The organism is Pseudomonas fluorescens (assembly GCF_902497995.1).
Lineage (GTDB): Bacteria > Pseudomonadota > Gammaproteobacteria > Pseudomonadales > Pseudomonadaceae > Aquipseudomonas > Aquipseudomonas fluorescens_BK.
In genome coordinates this window covers 57,696-75,995 of record NZ_CABVII010000012.1, presented here as the reverse complement: position 1 = coordinate 75,995, position 18,300 = coordinate 57,696, and the positions used below count along the sequence as shown (strand labels likewise).

The window sequence follows — 18,300 nt, the reverse complement described above, 5'->3', positions numbered from 1 at the left end:
GGCATCAACCCTTTAACGCGCCGGCAGTGAGACCGGAAACGATTCGGCGCTGGAAGATCAGCACCAGAATCACCAGTGGGACGGTGACCACCACCGATGCGGCCATCAACAGCCCCCAAGGCAGCTCATGGGGGCTCCCGCCGGAAATCAAGGCGATGGCGACCGGCACTGTGCGTTGGGTGTCGGTGAGGGTGAAGGTCAGGGCAAACAGGAACTCGTTCCACGCGGCGATAAAGGCCAACAAGCCAGTGGTGACCAGTGCGGGCCAGAGCAGCGGCAACAGCACCCGGGTCAGCGTGACCCAAGGCGACGCGCCATCCATGATTGCCGCTTCTTCCAGTTCATGGGGCAGTTGCCCCATGAACGTGGTCAGCACCCAGACGGTGAAGGGCAGGGTGAAAATCGTGTAGCTCAGGATCAACGCCAAAGACGTGTTGTACAGGCCCAGGGCGCGGATCACTTCGAACAGCCCCGACAGCACAGCGACCTGGGGAAACATCGACACGCCCAGCACCATCATCAACACCGTGCCACGCCCACGGAACTTCACCCTGCCCAAGGCATAGGCGGCAGTCACACTGAGGAACAGCGCCAAAGTCACCACGCAAAGCGCAACCACCAGCGAGTTACCGATAGCCCGCAGGAATGAGGCTTGGTGGAGTACCGCCGCGTAATTGGAGAAGTCGGGGTTATTGATCCAGTAGCTCACCTCGAACAAGGCGCTGGACGGCTTCAGCGAAGTCACGATGGCGTAGTAGAAAGGGAAGACCGCATACAGCAGCAACACCCCGATCAGACACCAGAACCCTAGGCGCAATAGCGATTTTTTCAGTAGGCGCAGGCTCATGACCGGACCTCCAGTTGACGACGTCCGAGGTAGAGATAAAGCATGGCGATCACCGCAACCACCAGAAACAGCAGGGTCGAGGCCGCGCTGCCATAGCCAACGTCCTGGAACTCCACCAGGTGCTGGCGGGCATAGACCGACATGCTCATGGTGCTCGAAGAGTTCGAGGTCAGGACATAGATGACGTCGAATACCCGCAGGGAATCGAGGATGCGGAAGATCGCCGCCACCAACAATGCAGGCATCAGCAGTGGAAGCGTGACACGCCAGAACACTTTCAGCGGATGAATGCCATCGACCCTGGCGGCTTCGTAGCAATCGCTCGGCAACATCTGCAAGGCAGCCAGCATCAGTAGCGTGACAAAAGGTACGGTCTTCCAGACGTCGACGATGATCACCGCCCACATCGACAGATCCGCATCTGCCGTCCAGGCCAGGGGCGCGTCAATCAGGCCGACGCTCAGCATCATGTGATTGATGATGCCGAACTGGTCGTTAAGCATCCATGACCAGATCTTCGCCGAGACAATGGTCGGAATCGCCCAGGGAATCAGAATCAACGCACGCACCAGGGAACGGCCGGTGAAGTTGATGTTCAACAGCAACGCCACCAGCAGTCCCAGTACGACTTCCAGGCCCACCGATACCACGGTGAAATGCAGGGTGTTGCGCACAGCGTTCCACCATTGTGGATCGACCAGGATGCCGGACCAGCTGGAACCGTTGTGGAACAGATAATTGCTCAAGCCTACGAAAGATCCGCCACTGGTGTCTGACAGGTTGGCATCGGTCAGGCTGAACCAGAATGTGCGCAGTAGCGGCCAGGCCGCCACCAGGGCCAGACACAGCAACATCGGCGTCAAAAACAGCCAGGCGGCGCGTACTCGGCGACGCTGTACAGGCGTTTCCCTGGCGAGCAGCAGCTCGTCACTGGGGGCATGGGTAGTAGAGACAGACATGGTGATTTCCTTCCTTGTGGCTTACCAGTTCCGGCGTTTAATGCGCGTGAGTTCGCTTTCCAGTTCGGCCAGCGCCTGATCGACAGGCAACTCGCCCGCCAGCACGCCATGCACTCGATCGAAGAACGCATTGGAGACCCTTGGATAGCGATCGGCGGTTATTGAGGCGGGGCGCATGACCCCGTCGTTGAGAATGCTGTGGAGCTGACTGTAATAAGGCATTGCCGCGAGCAGCTCGGGATCTTGATACAGCGACTCGATCACCGGGTTGTAGGCGGCAGTCAGAGCACGATGTTTTTGCTGTTGGGCACTGGTCAGGTAGCTCACCAGCTCTGCGGCAAGTTTTGGATGGGCGCTGTAACGCGACACCGCCAGGCCCCAGCCACCGAGGGTGGAGGCATGGGTGCCGGTCTCGCCGCCACGGGGCAGGGGAGCGACCCCGACCTTGTCTTTTACGGCACTGTCCTGGCTTTGCACCAGGGCCCAGACATACGGCCAGTTACGCATGAACAGCGCATTTCCCGACTGGAATACGCCACGTCCTTCTTCCTCGGTGTAATTGAGTACGCCACGGGGGGAGATGTCTCCCACCCAGCTTTTCGCCAGGGTCAACGCTGTTCTTGAGGCCTGGCTGTTGACCACGATGTCTCCTCGTGGATTGACCAGCCCGCCTTCCGGTTGGCTGCTGATCCACTCCAGCGCATTGCACGTCAGGCCCTCGTAGGCGCGCCCCTGAAAGATGTAACCCCACGCATTGGGGTTCCCGGCGTTGCGCTCGGCTTGCTGAACATCCCTGGCGGTAACGGTCATTTCCTCCCAGGTCTGGGGAACTTGCTTGTCGTACTTCTCGAGCAAGTCCTTGCGGTAATACAGCAGGCCTGAGTCGGTGAACCACGGCATCGTCACCAGCCGTCCGTTCACCGTGGCGTTATCGACCTGTGCCTGGAAGTAGCCTTGGGTAGCATTTGCGGGAAGCACCTCGCGCAGATCCATCAGGTGTTTGGCCAGCATCCCCGGCCACACCATATCGATTTGAATGATGTCGATGTCAGTGGATTGCGCACTGAGGATCTGTTGGTAGAACGACAACCTCTCGGTCGCCGAGTTAGGCGTGGAAACCACCTCGACGTTGTGGCCGGTCTGTTTCGACCACGCCTCGACAGCCTCCTTGCAGAGTTGTAGCTCCGCACCCACCGCACCGCACGAGATCGTCAATTCGGCTGCGCTCGAGAGGGATGGAAGCCCGGCACAGAGGGTGAGCAGTGCTGCTGGAAGGAGAGATTTTAGCTGTTTCATAAAGCCCTCTTTATTTTTGTTTTTAGAAAAGTTAACGTTAACATCGCCAAATGTAGCAGCGTATTTGCGATGAGGCATCCTTTTTTTCGTCCATTGCGACAATTCGCAACTCACGAAAAATGGCCGGTCGCGGGAACAACACAATAAAAACAAAACAGGAAATCCACATGCAGAAAGCATCAAGCTGGCTACTCGCAGGCGTGCTCGGCACCTCGGTGGCGACCGCTCAGGCCGCGACTCTGGAAGAACGCATGGCCGCGTTCGAAGCCCGTGCCAGCGCAGCGGAAAAGCGTGCAGCCGTAGCCGAACAGCAAACCCAGGCACTCGCCAGGGAATTGCAGCAGATCAAACTCGCCACTCCCACATTACAGCCTGCTGCGTCCACTGCCACAGCCATTGCGACGCCTGGCTTGGACACCCGGCTGGCAAAACTCGAAGCCCGTCAGCAAAGCATGGAAAAACAGGGCAGCAGCGGACACCTGACTGACGGCTTCAGCTTCAAGGGCTACGCGCGTTCCGGATTGCTGATGAATGATGAGCTGGGTGGTGGTCGTGGCGGCCCTTACGCAACCCCTGCCGGTTCAGTCGGGGGGGCCGTCGGGCGCCTCGGTAACGAAGACGACACCTACATGCGCATAGATCTCTCGAAAGAAATCCATGCGCAGAACGGCACCCGTTCCAAATTCACGGTGTCCATCGCCGACGGTGTGGAGAGCTCCAATGACTGGACGGCCGACGAGAGCAACCTGAACGTGCGTCAGGTATTTACCGAGCTCGATCATCTCGCCGCCTTTAAGGGCAACTCCGTGTTCGAAAATTCCACCCTGTGGGCGGGCAAGCGATTCGATAGGGACAATTTCGATATCCACTGGCTGGACTCGGATGTCGTCTATCTGGCTGGCACCGGGGGTGGAATCTACGATGTGCAGATGAACAAGAACTGGCGCTCGAACTACTCCTTGATCGGGCGTAACTACGGGGACTTTAGTGAGGGCGGCATCAATGCCGATGTGGAAAGCTACATCCTGACCTCCAACCAGTTCTTCGACAGTGGTCAGTGGCAGTGGATGTTCAATGGCATTGGCTCAAAGAAAAACGACATCGGCACCCGCACCAATGAAGCGGGTCTGACGCCTGCGGATTCTGGCTTGCACAGCATGCTGGCCAATCACCAGAAAGACTTTTTCGGCAGGGAAGGCTTCTTCAAGACGGCGCTGCTCTATGGGCAAGGGCTGGGAGCCGAGGTCAAGAACATCGGCTCGGATGGCGAACTCATCGACGATGCCCGCGCTCTGCGATTAGCACTTTACGGCGAGACCCCCATCGCGCCTGGATGGCGCATCGGCCCCAGCTTGCTGGCTGAACAAAGCAAGGATAGATACGTCAACGGTGACAACTACCGCTGGATGACCCTGAATATGCGTTTGGCCAATAAAATCAACAGCAATTTCGAGATGGCCTACGAGATGAGCTGGCAAACCATGGACCTCGACCCCAAGGGCTATCTACAACGTAATGCGGTCGACGGTAACTTCTGGAAATTCACGGTCGCCCCGACATTCAAGCCTGACGTTGGAGATCTGCTCACACGTCCCGAACTGCGTGTGTTCGCAAGCTTCATGAATTGGTCTTCGGATCTGGACAGATACAGTTCCGTAGACTCCTTCGGCAAGTCGGACTTCAATGCCGGCGGTGTATGGCAATACGGTATACAAATGGAAACCTGGTTTTAATAGTTGAACGCGCGCGGCCAACACACCTTCAGCACACGTCTGCGCCAGAGCCAGCAGACCTTGCCGCCTGGAACGCAATGCAGCCTGTCTGTGTAACCAGATCCGTACCGTTGACCTTGAGGCCTGGGGCGCGAAGCGCGTTGAGTCAGTTCCCGATGGGGTGATCGACGATGTGCTGGCCCGCGTCCAGGCACTCTTTCATACGCAACTCTCGGAGTTTGCCTACAAACTAGGCAGGAGTCACCCGCTATCCATAGATGAGTAGATAGGAAATAGTGCTCGCAGAACGGACTGCACGATTGATGATAAGCGATTGACGTCCAACAGATTTGCCGGCTTCGGAGACTGCCGAGGCCGGGACTCAACATGGCCCGCGACCTCGGAGGAGAAAGAGACATGTCCGCACATCGTAGTAAAGCAAGCATTGAGCAATTACATCGTGAGGTAGAGGCATTAGCTGAAGAGATGAGACGCCCGGCCCCGACCACAATCCGCGCTACGTTGTTGCCGTTCAGCATAGGTGCTGCGTTCGCGCTGACCCTGTTTGTCGCCGTCGCTTTTGTTGCAAAGCACCTTTAATTATCTGTCGGCTCAGATACTTTTTTTCGTGCTTCGCAGATGCTAAATCAAATTTCATCGCTGTGCGTTCCCTGACTGCCTCCCTCCAACTGACGCTTATCGGCAATCGTAGGGCGTTGCCTTATTGAAAATAGGCCTCGATCGGGCCCCTCGAATAATGGCCAACCGGCACTTAAAATTGACATGCGTTGACTTGCTTCCCAAGAGAAGGAAACAACGTTTCATCAAATCACGCCCATAAAAAACCGGTCACTAATGACTAATGCCAGTCAGTTAAGCGAAATCCCTGTGGGAGCGGGCTTGCTCGCGAAGACGGCGGCACAGTCAACATTGATGTCGCCTGATCCACCGCTTTCGCGAGCAAGCCCGCTCCCACAGGTTCTGCAGCTTAACTGACTGACATTAGTCACTAATGACCGGTTTTTTTGCTAGCACCACTTCATGCTCTTCTGAGTGTCAGGCAACACCCGCAAGCAAACTCTCATAAGGAATTCGCAACCCGTCGTGCAGACGCTTGATCATCGACAGGCTCAATTTGCGCTTGCGGTTCAGCACTTCGGATACGCGTCCGCTCGTGCCGATGAAGGGTTCCAGATCACGAGGGGTAAGGCCTTGCTGATCCATTCGAAATTTAATGGCCTCAATCGGATCGGAGGGCGGCATCGGGTAATGCTCGTCTTCGTATTTTTCGATGAGCAGTGCCAGAATTTCCAGTTCATCGCCTTCAGGCGAACCGATTTCTGCTCCCCACAGCTGTTCAACGCGAGCAAATGCAGCGGTCAGGTCTTCTTGGCTGCGAATAGGTTTAATGTTCATCACACGGTCTCCGCGTTGATCTGATCATACTGGACGTGGGTGCCGACGAATCGTATGAAGCCGAGCTGCCGCTGATAGTCGATTGCCAAAATCACTCGGTATTTATTGCCGCCGATGCCGATGTTGAATACAACCCTGCCACCCTTGAGGATGCTTGCCGTTCTCAGCTCCGCCTTGACCTCTTGTGGCGTGCGATAGATGGCCTTTTCCATGTGTCGATACCATTCAACAAGCGGTGTTTGCGCGTCAGAGTAAGCCAAGTTGCTTTCCCAGAATTCCCGCAAGGTTCCTTTTGCAATCACGCGCACCGCACATCCTCCCGTTTTGGGAGATGATAGTCTTCGCTTTGGAGAGATGCAACCGCAATGCTGTAACGGTTCGCGAGGGTCCTGAACCCGACTTGCATTGACGAAATCCTTTACTGGGGGAAGAAAAACGTATGGAGGAAGTCGGCGTCGTCGACCGCGGACACCAGGCCACAAGTCATATGGCGATCCAGCCTGCGCAATCAAATCCGGAACGACATGATCCCCTCTACGGATACAAAAAACCTGCGCAATTCCCGGGGCGGTTCATAATGAAAGGCTGCGACGTAGAAACTGATGTTCGCAGTAGCCACGGATCACCCAGGCAGGGCAACGAAGAGTGGTAAAGCTCAGTTGATGAGGTTACGCGATGCATCGCATGGTGAGACACGCGCTCGCAGCAATGGTCATCGCAGCCGCGCTCGCCGGCTGCGCCTCCCAGCCTCAGCCAACGACGAGCCTTGACTACAAGAGCCGCGCCGTGACGCGCAGCGATGGCGGCTTGCGCGTGTCGACCGCCGTACTGTCGGCCACAGAAAGCGAGGTGGTCTACGGCGCGCCTCTGGCGAATACATCGATACAGCCAGTCTGGATCGAAGTCAAAAATCGGGAAGACCGCGCCTACTATCTGCTTTCGCCGGGCCTCGATCCAAATTTCTTCCCCGCATCCGAGGCGGCCGAAGCATTTTTCTCGGGTGCCTCGCAGGACGAGCGGACGGCGCTCGACCGGCACTTTCGTCGGCTGGCCTTCCGCAACCCTGTCGCACCTGGCGCGACAACTTCGGGCTTCGTATTGACCAATCTCGACGAGGGGTTCAAGTTCGTTAACCTCGATCTGGTGGCAGACGGACGGTCGAGGCATTTCTCTGTACTGGCCGTCGTGCCGGGCCTGCGCACCGATTACCACATCAGCGAAGTGTTCAGGCAGGGCATCTATCCGCCCGAAGACATTGTGAACTACACCGATGACGCCAGTTTCCAGGCGGCGCTGGAGGCGCTGCCGTGCTGCGTCACCAACGAGGAGGGTTCCAGGAACGGCGATCCGCTGAACCTGGTGATCGTCGGCGGCCTCGATGATGCCTTCCCCGCATTCGCGCGTCGCGGCTGGCGTGGAACCGAGGAAAAGTGGTCGGGGTCGATCATGAAAATGGTTAATTCGGCGCTTGCCGGCGAGCGCTATCCCTATGCGCCGGTGAGCGATCTCTATCTGTTCGGGCGAGCTCAGGACCTTGCCTTGCAAAAGGCGCGTGACAACGTCCACCAGCGCAATCACCTGAGGCTGTGGCTGAGTCCGATGCAATATCACGGCAAGAAGGTGTGGGTCGGACAGATCAGCCGTGATATCGGCAGCCGGTTGACCGTGCATTCTGCGACGCTGACGACGCACAAGATCGACCCGGATGTCGACGAAGCGAGGAGTGCGCTGACACAGGATATGGCGTATTCGGTGACGCTGGCCAAGTTCGGATTTGTGAAGGGTGTGGGGGCCGCGCCCAAGAGCGCACCGCGCGAGAACCTGACGACCGATCCTTACTACACGGACGGGCTGCGCTGTGTCATGGTATTCGATCACCTGCACACCTCCCTGGCGCAAATCGAGTTCTTTCTATCGAAGGGCATCTACGAGAATGGCGGACAATCACCGGGGCGGGTCAAGCCATGAGCCGCTTGCCGTCGGCGCTACGCGCCAGGGGGACTCTGCGGTGTGCAATGCGCTGCTTGTGCACCATGAGTTGTGCAGCGATTCTTGCGCTCGCCGTTGCTTGTACGACCTGGCAGGCACCTGCCGATTTCAGTACTTCCGGGTTGCGTGAACGTGCGCAGACGGCCACCAGGCACGAGGTGCGCGTCAGCGCCGCCGTGCTCAGTGCCGAAGACAGGCGGCGCATGCTGGGTGTGGAGTTGGACAAGACACGCGTGCAGCCCGTGTGGGTCGAAGTCCAGAACCGGACTGCCGATCCGCTCTTTTTGCTGCGACCGGGAACCGATCCCGACTATTTCTCGCCACTCGAAGTCGCCTGGTCCATGCACGGGATATTCGCCCCGGCAGCGAACGCGCGCATCAATGAACACTTGGACCAACTGGGGTTCAAGAATCCCGTCCTGCCAGGCGAAACGAAAGCGGGCGTGCTGTTCATCAACCCGGAGCGCGTTACGCGGCTGCTGAATATCGATCTGCTGCAGAGAAAGACGCTGATCCCGTTCTCCCTCTTCTTGCAGGTGCCGGACGACGCTGGGGAAAAATGGTTTGCCGAAGGCTTGTTCCAGCATCAGGGTTCCGAGATCAAGGACTATGATGATCTGGCCGCGTTGCGTTCCGCGTTGGAGCGCCTTCCCTGCTGCGCCGCTGACGCGAACGGCAGGGCGCAGGGCGATCCGATCAATGCGATTCTCGTCGGCGAGTTTGCCGATATCGCCGCCGCATTTGTGCGTCGCGGCTACCGGCGTGCCGCGCACCCCGCGGATGCGGCCGAACGTGTGTTCGGCCGCATGCCCGATGCCGTGGTTCGCAAGCAATCGCAAGCCGGAGCGCCGGCGACTTGGGTGCGTGTGTGGAACACGCCAATGCGCTTCGAAGGTCACTCGGTCTATCTCGCGCAGGTCGCAAGACCGACCGGCGGACGCTTTGCACCGCGCGATTCGCAAAACCTCGTCTTGCATGAGGATGTCGATGAGGCGAGAAATCTCCTGATCCAGGACATGATGTATTCGGCCGGTCTGGACAAGCTCGGGTTCGTCACCGGCGTCGGTCCCGCGTCCCTGGCACAATCGCGAACGACGTTCAGCGGCGCCCATTACTTCAGCGACGGTCTGCGTGCGGTCATGTTCTTTGCGACGCGGCCGCTCAGCCTGTCGGAGGTGGAGCTGCTCGATTGGGAACCGTATCTGGACCGGCGCGACTCGCCTGCGCGAAAGGAGGTCGACGATGCCCGCAAGTGACCTGTTCGGCAGGCCGGATGACTCGGCTGGCCGTTTGTGCGGTACCCACACATCGTTGTGCAGCGCTGGCATGGCATGGCTGATGATCGCTGGCTGCCATGCGCTCACCGCCTGCACACCCGCGCCGCTGATTGCCTACTCGACGGACACACCGCCGCTGGTGCTGGTCCCTGCGTCGCAGGCTGGCGTGAAGGACCAGCGGGCGCGCTTTCGCGAGATTTTTTGCTCGATCCTCGACACGCGAGGAAGCGAGCTGCCCGATAGCCGCCCTTGCGAGGAGGCACTGACCCGCGTCGGTAGCGAACCTGGTGGCACCGGCAAACCCGTCGATCTCGGTCAATCGAAACGCCATCTGATCGGCGCTGTGGTGGCCGGCGTCGGCTACGAATGCTTCGAGCAATGGCTGCAAGCGCCCGGCAGCGTAGCGATTCATCTCCGCCAGTTCGGATTTGACCTGGTGCAGATCAAGGTCGACGCCTTATCGAGTTCCGCAAACAACGCTCGGCAAATACGCGACGCGATCATGGCGATGCCAGCCGACGCCGGACCGTCGCGCCTCGTCCTGATCGGCTATTCGAAGGGTGCGCCCGACATTCTCGAGGCGATGGTCGCTTACCCGGAAATCCGCGGCCGCGTGGCGGCAGTGATCAGCGCAGCCGGCTCGGTCGGCGGCTCGGCGCTGGCCAACGATGCCGAGCAGTACCAGGCGGACCTGTTGCGGCACTTTCCCGGTGCGACCTGCGATTCGGGCGACGGTGGCGCGATCAACAGCCTTCGACCCGCAACGCGCAAGAGCTGGCTGGCGCAGAACCGGCTGCCGTCCGAACTGAACTACTATTCGCTCGTTACCTTCCCGCAGCCGGATCACATCTCGTTCGCGTTGAAATCGAGTTACAACAAGCTGGCGCGCATCGATGCCCGCAACGACAGCCAAGTGATCTTCTACGATCAGGTTGTACCTGGCAGCACCCTGATGGGCTATATCAACGCCGATCATTGGGCACTGGCAGTGCCGATCGCCCGAACGCATTCGACCATCGCTTCACTATTGGTGACACAGAATGCCTACCCGCGCGAGGCGCTGGTGGAGGCGATGCTGCGCTTCGTCGAAGAGGATCTGGCGGCATCTTCGCGCTGATCCGCTCCCGCACGTATCGGCAGCTGGAAGCGTCAGGATCTTCGCGTCGCCAAGAGCGCGGGCAGGGCAGGAGCTCGAGAGCACCTTGTAGAAAAACGCTAACAAAACGTCGATTTTATGCGAAACGTTCGCAAAAGGTGACCGCAAAAGGTGACGGATTTATTTATCAACGGGCGCAGTACCTCAAGCAGTACCAGGTGGCAATTCAGCGGGTTTATCCGGCGTTGGACGGTGGTTCAGTGCTGCTGCCGTTCCCGCGGCTGTTTACCATCTCGACTCGCTGATGCAAAAAAAGGACAGGAGACGCTGATGGTCATCTGCCCTTTTTATTGGAGGTTTATCGCATCAATCGTCGCTTGATGACGTCATGCCGGTTGCGCATCCATACGTCGCGCAACGACATCCAGCACATCGCAGCCATCGCGCAAGGGAATGCAGCAAAGCAATGCGAAGTGGCCCGGCAGATCGCAGATATCGCAGTGTACTTCAGCGAGGAGAAACCATTTACGGTGTTCATGGCAGGCTCGCCCGGGGCTGGCAAGACGGAAGTATCCAAAGCCATTGCTGAGGATTTGGACGAGAGGAACTTGAGCCTTCAAGCGAAGCGCGTGCTGCGTATTGATCCTGACGATTTTAGAAGCCTGATCCCCGGCTATGTGGGAGGTAACTCGTACTTGTTTCAGCGCGCGGTTACCAAGATTCTGGAAAAGGTTCTGGATCGGGCATTTGAAAAACGCCTGTCGTTCATTCTGGACGGAACAATGGCCAATTTTGATGTCGCAAAGCGGAATATTGATCGGGTCTTGGGAAGCCGCAGGAACGCTCAGATTATGTACGTTTACCAGCGGCCGGAACTCGCTTGGCAGTTTGTTCAGGCCAGGGAGCTCACCGAGGGCAGGAATATTCCGTTGCAGGAGTTCGCCAGACAGTTCGTCGCAGCGCGAAGGAATGTCATTGAACTCAAGCGTTTGTACGATAACCAAATCCATATTGATCTGCTGATCAAAAACTTTGATGGCGGCAGCCAATGGGTAGAGCTCGACGCCAGTGGCGATACGATTGACGCTCTGATCCCGCAGACCTATGATCAGGTTCAGCTCGTTGAGCTGTTAACAGAGGCAGGAAATCAATGAGTACAGCAAAGGTCGAGAAAACCAGCGCATTGACTGAGTTTTTCTCCAACACCCCTGCCGAGACCAGGCGAGAGATCTTGATGGGCGTAATCAGCAAGGCTAATGCCTCTCAACGTGATGTCGTGCAGAAAGCAGAGGCTATCAAAGCCGCACGGGCCGCAGCTCCGACGGCCTGATCTTTCGCCACAACGCCAATTTAAAGCCCAGCTCAACGCTGGGCTTTTGTGTGCAAGAGGGATGTACTTATTTTTCCAGGTCGTCCCCTCCTGGCTAAAATGCACGTCCGTTCAGGACTGGACTGAGCTCTGCCAGATAACTCTGAGGCTCGACCAACCAAATCCCGCCCAAAAAAAACCGGTAACAATGGAGCGGTTTTTGTGGTCTTGAAACCGACTTGCATTGACGGAATCCTTTACTGGAGCAAGAAAAACGCTAACAGAACACCGATCTTATGCGAAAACGATAATTTTCGTAGGTGTGAAAATTCTAATGCTGGATGAAATTTGATACTAAATCCGTGATTTGCGAAAAAAACGCTAACAGACTTCAGCCGTGATGAAATTCTGTGGCATAGACCTGCATTCGAACTCGGATTAAGCCGGCCTTTGAGTTAGACGATTTCGAGTTCGGCGTTTGCTACTAATTCTTCCTCTTCAGGCTCAGCAACCTCGTCTTCAACCAGCTTGTTGAGGTCGAGGAACATCACCGGCTCTCGTCGCGCCCGATTTTCCTCGGTGTCCAGCAACGTCAAACCGACCTTTTCATAAAAAGGAACTGAATTGGCTTTGGAGTCTGTGACCAAAAACCTGCAGCCGACGAATTGAGCGATGTTGTCGACAGCTACGGCTATCGCTACATCCATTAACGTTTCACCGATCCGGAAGCCAGCATAACCCGCGTGACGGGCCAATCGTGCCACCTTAAGGGCTGGCATCGATGGGTAGCGATTTGCGTGCTCGCAGTCGTCAATGGCGTAGGTGCCACCGAGATCGATCTCGCTGCAGGTCAGGGTGATGTAACCAATCACTCGTGGTCTAGTCCCCTGTTCTGCCGGTGGTAGCACAGCAACATAGGTGACTGCGACGTTCGCGACCTGGTAATCCAAGGCGTTGTCTTGGATGAACGACTTCAAGGGCCGCAGATCAGGATCTGGGCCCAAGGAGAATTTGTTCGATTGGTGGTGAGGGTCAAGCTTTTCTATGAAGTAATCAACACCAGGCTGCATTGGCGCTCACTTTTTTCAGCGAGCGCGAGCGGCTTGGCTATTCACTACTTGGCTCAAAATGGCGCGACCACGTGCGTACGAGGCTTTCGCTTTGGCGTTGGGTTTGTCGTCGCGCATATGCTGCACGAAGCGAACTGCGTCTGAATCGCTCAATTCAACGCGGCTAAAGGTGTCGCTTTTGATTGCCATGGGCATTTCCCTCGCAGCTGGTACGCGCTGCTACTGGTCGGCACTGCCGATTCCTTCGCCGGACGAACGTCGGGCGGATGCGTTAAAACGCTTCGGTGATCATTTTTGAACACCAACAAACACTATGTCAATCGTAGTGAGTTTCGAAACGTGTGCAACGTATGCGGAATTCACTAAGGCGGTGCTCACCTATTTGGAGCGATGCGGGCTAAACGGTTGCCCATCTTTGGAGCGGGCCCCCGCTGGGCTTGTTGCGCCGATTTCGAGGCGAACAAATACTTACAGATCCTGCTGCGCGAGGCTTTATTGGCAGCCTGAGGGCGGTCGATTTGCGGGGCAACCTGAAAAATTTACTTTGCTGCGGAGGGGAGGGTGCTTCAGATGGTGTTTCAAGGGATTCGCGCTTTTATGCAAACGTCCCCAAAAACGTCCCCCAACTGATTGCAGTCATGTACATGCACCGCTGGAGGCATTGAAAATAGTGGAGCGGGTGAAGGGAATCGAACCCTCGTTATCAGCTTGGGAAGCTGGAGTAATGCCATTATACGACACCCGCTCAGAGCGGCTGACTTTGTACCAGATGTGCGCATGGATTTGAAGTTTTTCTTTGTGCGCGTTGCATTTAGCATCGAATAAATCAAAAACAGGGACCGCATGACGGTCGTTCGCGGGCAAGCCTCGCTCCCACAGGGATGCGTTTAACGGTGTAGGGCGAAGCCTGCTCGCGATGACGCTGTTTCAGATGGCCAGTGCATGTTGGTCCTGGACGTAGTGGTACCGCGGTCGGCTGGCCTGTGGCGCCGGTTTCAGGAAGCCCAGCAGTGCGTTGCGGCTGTCTCGGCAGGCGGATTTGTGCTCCATGTCGAGAAAGTGGCCGGTGGCCTGCAGGGTGCTGAAGGTGGCGTCCTGCACATGGTTGGCGAATAACCGGGCGCCATCGGTGGCGGTGTATTCGTCCCATTCGCCGTTCATGAACAGCACCGGCACGTTGATTTTCTGCGCAGCCTTGAAAAAGCACTGGCGATCGCTGTGCAGCAGGTCGCTGATGTGGAAGTGCATCTGCCCGTATTCATGCTCGGCCAGGCTGCTGACGTGCCGATAGTTGAAGCGCTTGAACAGGGTCGGCAGGTGTTTGCCGATGGTGCTGTTCACCAGGTTGCCGACCCGGTCGCCGTCCCGGCTGCCGAGGTAATCGATCCCGCGCTCGAGGTAATCGAGCATGTGCGAGTTGATCTCCGGGGAGAACGAGCTGATCACGGCTTTTTCGATGCGCCGTGGCTGTTGGGCCAGGGCGACCAGGGTCGCAGCGCCACCCCAGGAAAACGACAGCACGTGTTCGGCGGCGAAGTGATCGATCAGCTCCAGGAGGATCTGTCCTTCGATTTCCTTGGTCAGCGATTGCTCATGCAGGTTGTGGGCTTTTGACTTGCCCGCGTAGGGCTGGTCGTAGCAGACCACATTGAACTGCGGGTGCAGGTTTTTCACGGTTTGTGCAAACGACGCAGTCGTGGCCAGTGAGCCGTTGACCAGGATAATGGTCTTCTCTGCGGCGTCCGCGCGATAGAACTCCGTGTAAACCCGAAACTGACCCTGTATATCCAGCACAGCGATTTCTGGCCTCATGTCATAAGACTCCAAGCAAGCGGGTATGCGCGCAACTGAGATTGCACGAGCTTTGTGACAGGTAGGCACACGCCTGGAATTTTGGAGCCCATGTCGATCCAATGCGGTCCGGTCGACGGGTATTGTTATTGGCGGGCAGTTTGCCGGGGGAAAGCGGAACCTGAGGGTTCTCTGCCGGCAAAAAGTTTCTTAGAAGTATGTTATGACTCGTCGGTCACATTTTGGCCGACGTCCTGATTCAAGCAGGGGTCACGTCATCGCGCAAGTATCATTCGCAAATTGTTCGACAGCTTCTGCTGAGCGGTCGTGCGCTTGGATCAAATGGATCTCTTCGGTGCGCAACGCGCGGTACTCGCCCGGTTTTAGCGCATCGTCGAGCGCCAGCGGCCCCATGCGTTCGCGGTGCAGGCGCAACACTTTGTTGTCGAAGTGGCCGAACATCCGCTTCACCTGGTGATAACGGCCTTCGACGATGCTCAGACGTGCCGATTTCGGCCCGAGCACGACCAGGTCGGCGGGTTGGGTGGTGAGGTCTTCGAATGCGAAGTACAGGCCTTCGGTGAAGGTGATCGCGTATTCGGGACCGATGTCCTGCTCGGTCTCGACGTAATAGACCTTGGGCAGTTTGGTCTGTGGTTGGGTCAGGCGTCGCGACCAGCTGCCGTCGTTGGTGATCAGCATCAGGCCGGTGGTGTTGTAATCCAGGCGCCCGGCGATGTGCAGCTCGTGCTTGTCCGGTTCATGGATCAGGTCGAGTACGGTCGGGTGTTGTGGATCGCGGGTGGCGCTGACGCAGCCGGCTGGCTTGTGCAGCATGAAGTAGCGTGCGGACTTGCCGACTTGCAGTACGTCGTCATCGATCTCTACGCGGCTGAACTCCGAGACCTCGGCGTGCGTGTCGCTGACGATTTTTCCGTCGATCCGGACGCGCTTTTCCACCAGCAACAGGCGCACTTGCCGACGGTTGAAGCGGGGCAGGTTGCTGAGGAAACGGTCGACGCGCATGGCAGGAAATCGGTGGGGAAATGGGCCGCGCATCTTACGTGATTGGCCGCGCGGTTGCTTATAACTGCGCCTCGACCTGAGCGCAGCGGGGGCACAGGCAGGACTTGTCGCGCAGTTCCGGCGGCAGCGCTTCGAGTACCGCCGGGTCGATGCTGACGCCATAGCACCAGCAGGCCCGATCGGCGGTTCGAGGGTCGGCCAGGGTGCAGTCGTTGGAGGCGCCGCAGGCCGGGCAGAAATCTGGCTTGTTCATGTAGGACTATGCATAACTGGAGTGAGACATTTCCATGCAGATGCGGTTGCGACCGGAATGCTTGGCACGATACATCGCTTGATCGGCCCGCGACAGTAGTGTGTGCAAGGTGTCATCCGCTTGCAGGGTGGTCAGCCCGATGCTCACCGTCAGCCGCAGTTGCTTACCGTGGTAGGCATAACGCTGTTCTTCGACGTGACTACGCACCCGGTTATTACGACCCGCGCCTCTACGGCGGCTATCGCTATTGGTACTTCGGCGGCCATGGCCCGCACTATTACCGGGGTGGATATCACCGCTGGCACCATTGATCAGCGGGTGAATGATGAAAAAACTTTCATCGGCGACTTGTTTCAATGTGTTTCATAAACGCACCAGATTTCGAAATCGATGTCTGATCTTTCGACAGTCACCGAATAATTGACTGTCGCTCGCCAGCGTCGCTGGTGTGGCTCACTCGCGGTCCAGGAGGCCGCCATGCTCTGTCGAAAGAAGCTCCGTCAAATGCTGCTGATTGCTGTATTGGGATTGTCTCTTGGTGCATGCGTGCCCTATTCCGATGGAGGAGCCAGCTACTACCGGTCCGAGGTCTACACATCCCCTGCGCCGTATTATTCCGGTGGCGGGCCCTACTACTCCAATGGCGGTTATTACACGGCGCCGCGCAGGTATTATTCGCCGCCTGCACGGTATTACCAGCCAACGCCGCGGTATTACCACCAGCCGCGGGTTTATCAGCCAGCACCGCGTTACTACCGGTCGGCGCCGCGAGCCGACTACCGCGCCCATCAGAGTCGCAGCTGGGATGGGCACAGCCGTGGCGGTTGGGACGGCCGTAACGGCGGCGGTCGGGACGGCGACTATCGTGGCCATGGCGGGCGCGACAACCGTGGCGGCCGAGGCGACCACAACGGCCGCGGCGAACACGGTGACCGAGGCGGCCACCGTTAAAACAGTCAGTTAAATGCAATTCTTGTGGGAGCGGGCTTGCTCCGGGCGGCGTTCCGACGAAGGCGGTGTGTCAAGCAGCAGTAATGTCGACTGACACTCCCTCTTCGCGAGCAAGTCGGATCGCCGCACCGCCGCTCCCACATTTGTTTGGCATTCCTACAGGTCTGCCAAGGGGTGCCGACCTTCCCAGGCCTTGTGGAAATGGGCATCGACTACCGCATCGGGCACGTTGTTGATGTCCGGCCAGTGCCAGTGCGGTTTTTGATCCTTGTCGATCAGCCGCGCCCGCACACCCTCGCTGAACTCCGGATGACGGCAACAGTTGAGGCTCATGGTGTATTCCATCTGAAATACTTGAGCCAGGGACATGTGCCGGGCGCGGGTGATCTGCTCCCACACCAGATGAGCGGTCAGTGGCGAGCCCTCACTCATGGTTTTAGCCGCACGACTGAGCAGCAGATCCGTGTGATCGCGCTGCAAGCTGATGGCTTTCCAGGCGCAGCCCACGTTACTGACATCCAACAGTTCGTCGATCTGCTGCCGTCGCGGCAGCCATTGGGCTTCGGGCATCTGCGCGACCGCCTCCTGCTGCAAGGCCTTGAGCAGACTGTTGAGTTGCATCGCCGTCTGTTCCTGCCAATTCAACTGCAACAAGCCTTCGATCAGCTGTTCCTGCTGTTCATCGAGCAGGAAACGGTCGGCCAGGTCCAGATCGATCGCATCTCGACCGTTCATATGGGCGCCGGTCAGGCCGAGAAACAAACCGAGCTTGCCGGGCAGCCGCGACAGAAACCAACTCGCGCCGACATCCGGGTACAGGCCGATACTGATCTCAGGCATCGCCAGACGGCTGCTCGGCGTGACAATCCGGATACCCGCGCCTTGCAACAGCCCCATGCCGCCGCCAAGCACGTAGCCATGCCCCCAGCAGATCAGCGGTTTCGGGTAGGTGTGCAGCATGTAGTCCAGGTGATATTCCGCCGCAAAGAAATGCGCAGCCAAGGGCGGTACTTCACCCGGGTGAGCGCGACAGGCTTCCACCAGGCTGCGGACCTCGCCACCGGCGCAAAAAGCCTTGGTGCCCTTGCCACGCAACAGCACACAGACGATTTGCGGTTCCTTGGCCCAAGCGTCCAGTTGATCGCGCAGGGCGTTTATCATCGGCAGGGACAGGGCGTTGAGGGTCTGTTCGGCATCCAGGCTGGCCACGCCGATGCGTGCGCCGTCGGTGCCGGTGAGTTCTTCGAAGTGCAGATTCATCGTGACCTCGATCGGAAATTTGAGCGTTCAGTATGATCGCTGTTCAGG

Annotated in this window: 18 protein-coding genes, 1 tRNA gene and 4 pseudogenes; 9 read left to right on the top strand and 14 right to left on the bottom strand. The window is 57.8% G+C overall.

Annotated features, from left to right (window positions below; all coding sequences use genetic code 11):
- Positions 1 to 4 precede the first annotated feature (4 nt).
- The 3 genes from F8N80_RS15710 to F8N80_RS15700 are packed head-to-tail and all read right to left on the bottom strand — an operon-like array spanning position 5 to position 3,102.
- The gene (locus tag F8N80_RS15710; protein WP_150744820.1) at positions 5 to 847 is read right to left on the bottom strand and encodes a carbohydrate ABC transporter permease; all 843 of its coding nucleotides are present in this window, start codon (positions 845 to 847) and stop codon (positions 5 to 7) included.
- Positions 844 to 1,806, bottom strand: a complete 963-nt coding sequence (locus F8N80_RS15705) for a carbohydrate ABC transporter permease (protein ID WP_150744821.1) — start codon at positions 1,804 to 1,806, stop codon at positions 844 to 846. The genes F8N80_RS15710 and F8N80_RS15705 overlap by 4 nt, the downstream gene beginning before the upstream one ends.
- A 21-nt stretch (positions 1,807 to 1,827) precedes the next feature.
- Entirely contained in the window at positions 1,828 to 3,102 is a 1,275-nt protein-coding gene (locus F8N80_RS15700; protein WP_150744822.1) for an ABC transporter substrate-binding protein, read from the bottom strand.
- 167 nt (positions 3,103 to 3,269) lie between these two features.
- Between F8N80_RS15700 and F8N80_RS15695 the strand changes: the two genes are divergently transcribed.
- Together F8N80_RS15695 and F8N80_RS15685 are read left to right on the top strand one after the other, a co-directional pair.
- Positions 3,270 to 4,835, top strand: a complete 1,566-nt coding sequence (locus tag F8N80_RS15695; RefSeq protein WP_150784232.1) for a carbohydrate porin — start codon at positions 3,270 to 3,272, stop codon at positions 4,833 to 4,835.
- A gap of 396 nt (positions 4,836 to 5,231) precedes the next feature.
- Entirely contained in the window at positions 5,232 to 5,414 is a 183-nt protein-coding gene (locus F8N80_RS15685) for a hypothetical protein (protein ID WP_150744824.1), read from the top strand.
- A 456-nt stretch (positions 5,415 to 5,870) separates the two neighbouring features.
- On the opposite strand, the gene F8N80_RS15680 is transcribed toward F8N80_RS15685, so the two are convergent.
- Positions 5,871 to 6,230 carry a helix-turn-helix domain-containing protein gene (locus F8N80_RS15680; RefSeq protein ID WP_128608582.1) on the bottom strand — a complete coding sequence of 120 codons (360 nt, stop codon included), beginning with the start codon at positions 6,228 to 6,230 and terminating at the stop codon, positions 5,871 to 5,873.
- The gene (locus F8N80_RS15675; RefSeq protein ID WP_150744825.1) at positions 6,230 to 6,538 is read right to left on the bottom strand and encodes a type II toxin-antitoxin system HigB family toxin; all 309 of its coding nucleotides are present in this window, start codon (positions 6,536 to 6,538) and stop codon (positions 6,230 to 6,232) included. The genes F8N80_RS15680 and F8N80_RS15675 overlap by 1 nt, the downstream gene beginning before the upstream one ends.
- Before the next feature lie 367 nt (positions 6,539 to 6,905).
- Here F8N80_RS15675 and F8N80_RS15670 point away from each other — a divergent pair, with 367 nt between their 5' ends.
- From F8N80_RS15670 to F8N80_RS15655, 4 genes and pseudogenes are all read left to right on the top strand, one after another.
- A complete protein-coding gene (locus F8N80_RS15670) occupies positions 6,906 to 8,198 on the top strand; it encodes an LssY C-terminal domain-containing protein (protein ID WP_150784231.1) in 1,293 nt (430 codons plus the stop codon).
- A gap of 65 nt (positions 8,199 to 8,263) precedes the next feature.
- Positions 8,264 to 9,475 (top strand): LssY C-terminal domain-containing protein, encoded by a 1,212-nt coding sequence (locus F8N80_RS15665; protein ID WP_224790697.1) that lies wholly within the window; start codon positions 8,264 to 8,266, stop codon positions 9,473 to 9,475.
- Entirely contained in the window at positions 9,462 to 10,613 is a 1,152-nt protein-coding gene (locus F8N80_RS15660; RefSeq protein WP_224790696.1) for a hypothetical protein, read from the top strand. Before F8N80_RS15665 ends, F8N80_RS15660 begins: the two co-directional genes overlap by 14 nt.
- A gap of 167 nt (positions 10,614 to 10,780) precedes the next feature.
- Positions 10,781 to 10,897 (top strand): annotated as a pseudogene (locus F8N80_RS15655) (trans-aconitate 2-methyltransferase); the annotation flags it as partial.
- Positions 10,898 to 10,978: 81 nt separating this feature from the next.
- Here the strand turns inward: F8N80_RS15655 and F8N80_RS31615 are convergent.
- A pseudogene (locus F8N80_RS31615) lies at positions 10,979 to 11,065 on the bottom strand (short-chain dehydrogenase); the annotation flags it as partial.
- On the opposite strand from F8N80_RS31615, the gene F8N80_RS15650 reads away from it, so the two are divergent.
- Both F8N80_RS15650 and F8N80_RS15645 read left to right on the top strand, forming a co-directional pair.
- On the top strand, positions 11,033 to 11,746 hold the full coding sequence (locus F8N80_RS15650; RefSeq protein ID WP_224790699.1) for a zeta toxin family protein: 714 nt from the start codon (positions 11,033 to 11,035) through the stop codon (positions 11,744 to 11,746). The pseudogene F8N80_RS31615 and the gene F8N80_RS15650 sit on opposite strands and share 33 nt — an antisense overlap.
- The gene (locus tag F8N80_RS15645) at positions 11,743 to 11,922 is read left to right on the top strand and encodes a hypothetical protein (RefSeq protein WP_150744828.1); all 180 of its coding nucleotides are present in this window, start codon (positions 11,743 to 11,745) and stop codon (positions 11,920 to 11,922) included. The genes F8N80_RS15650 and F8N80_RS15645 overlap by 4 nt, the downstream gene beginning before the upstream one ends.
- 434 nt (positions 11,923 to 12,356) lie before the next feature.
- Here the strand turns inward: F8N80_RS15645 and F8N80_RS15640 are convergent, their stop codons facing one another.
- From F8N80_RS15640 to F8N80_RS31610, 7 genes and pseudogenes are all read right to left on the bottom strand, one after another.
- On the bottom strand, positions 12,357 to 12,971 hold the full coding sequence (locus tag F8N80_RS15640) for an N-acetyltransferase (RefSeq protein ID WP_150744829.1): 615 nt from the start codon (positions 12,969 to 12,971) through the stop codon (positions 12,357 to 12,359).
- A gap of 15 nt (positions 12,972 to 12,986) precedes the next feature.
- Positions 12,987 to 13,160 (bottom strand): hypothetical protein, encoded by a 174-nt coding sequence (locus F8N80_RS31205; RefSeq protein WP_191632934.1) that lies wholly within the window; start codon positions 13,158 to 13,160, stop codon positions 12,987 to 12,989.
- A 482-nt stretch (positions 13,161 to 13,642) separates the two neighbouring features.
- Positions 13,643 to 13,716: transfer RNA gene (locus F8N80_RS15635), tRNA-Gly, on the bottom strand.
- 182 nt (positions 13,717 to 13,898) lie between these two features.
- Positions 13,899 to 14,783 carry an alpha/beta fold hydrolase gene (locus F8N80_RS15630; RefSeq protein WP_150744830.1) on the bottom strand — a complete coding sequence of 295 codons (885 nt, stop codon included), beginning with the start codon at positions 14,781 to 14,783 and terminating at the stop codon, positions 13,899 to 13,901.
- Positions 14,784 to 15,098: 315 nt separating this feature from the next.
- A pseudogene (locus tag F8N80_RS15625) lies at positions 15,099 to 15,788 on the bottom strand (pseudouridine synthase); the annotation flags it as partial.
- A 58-nt stretch (positions 15,789 to 15,846) separates the two neighbouring features.
- Complete coding sequence (locus F8N80_RS15620) at positions 15,847 to 16,041, bottom strand: cysteine-rich CWC family protein (protein WP_008153014.1); 195 nt, start codon at positions 16,039 to 16,041, stop codon at positions 15,847 to 15,849.
- Positions 16,042 to 16,047: 6 nt separating this feature from the next.
- A pseudogene (locus F8N80_RS31610) lies at positions 16,048 to 16,245 on the bottom strand (GGDEF domain-containing protein); the annotation flags it as partial.
- Between the two features lie 273 nt (positions 16,246 to 16,518).
- Between F8N80_RS31610 and F8N80_RS15610 the strand changes: the two are divergent.
- On the top strand, positions 16,519 to 16,992 hold the full coding sequence (locus F8N80_RS15610; protein ID WP_150744832.1) for a hypothetical protein: 474 nt from the start codon (positions 16,519 to 16,521) through the stop codon (positions 16,990 to 16,992).
- Between the two features lie 156 nt (positions 16,993 to 17,148).
- Here F8N80_RS15610 and F8N80_RS15605 read toward each other — a convergent pair whose 3' ends face one another.
- Entirely contained in the window at positions 17,149 to 18,252 is a 1,104-nt protein-coding gene (locus F8N80_RS15605; RefSeq protein ID WP_150744833.1) for an enoyl-CoA hydratase/isomerase family protein, read from the bottom strand.
- Positions 18,253 to 18,300 lie beyond the last annotated feature (48 nt).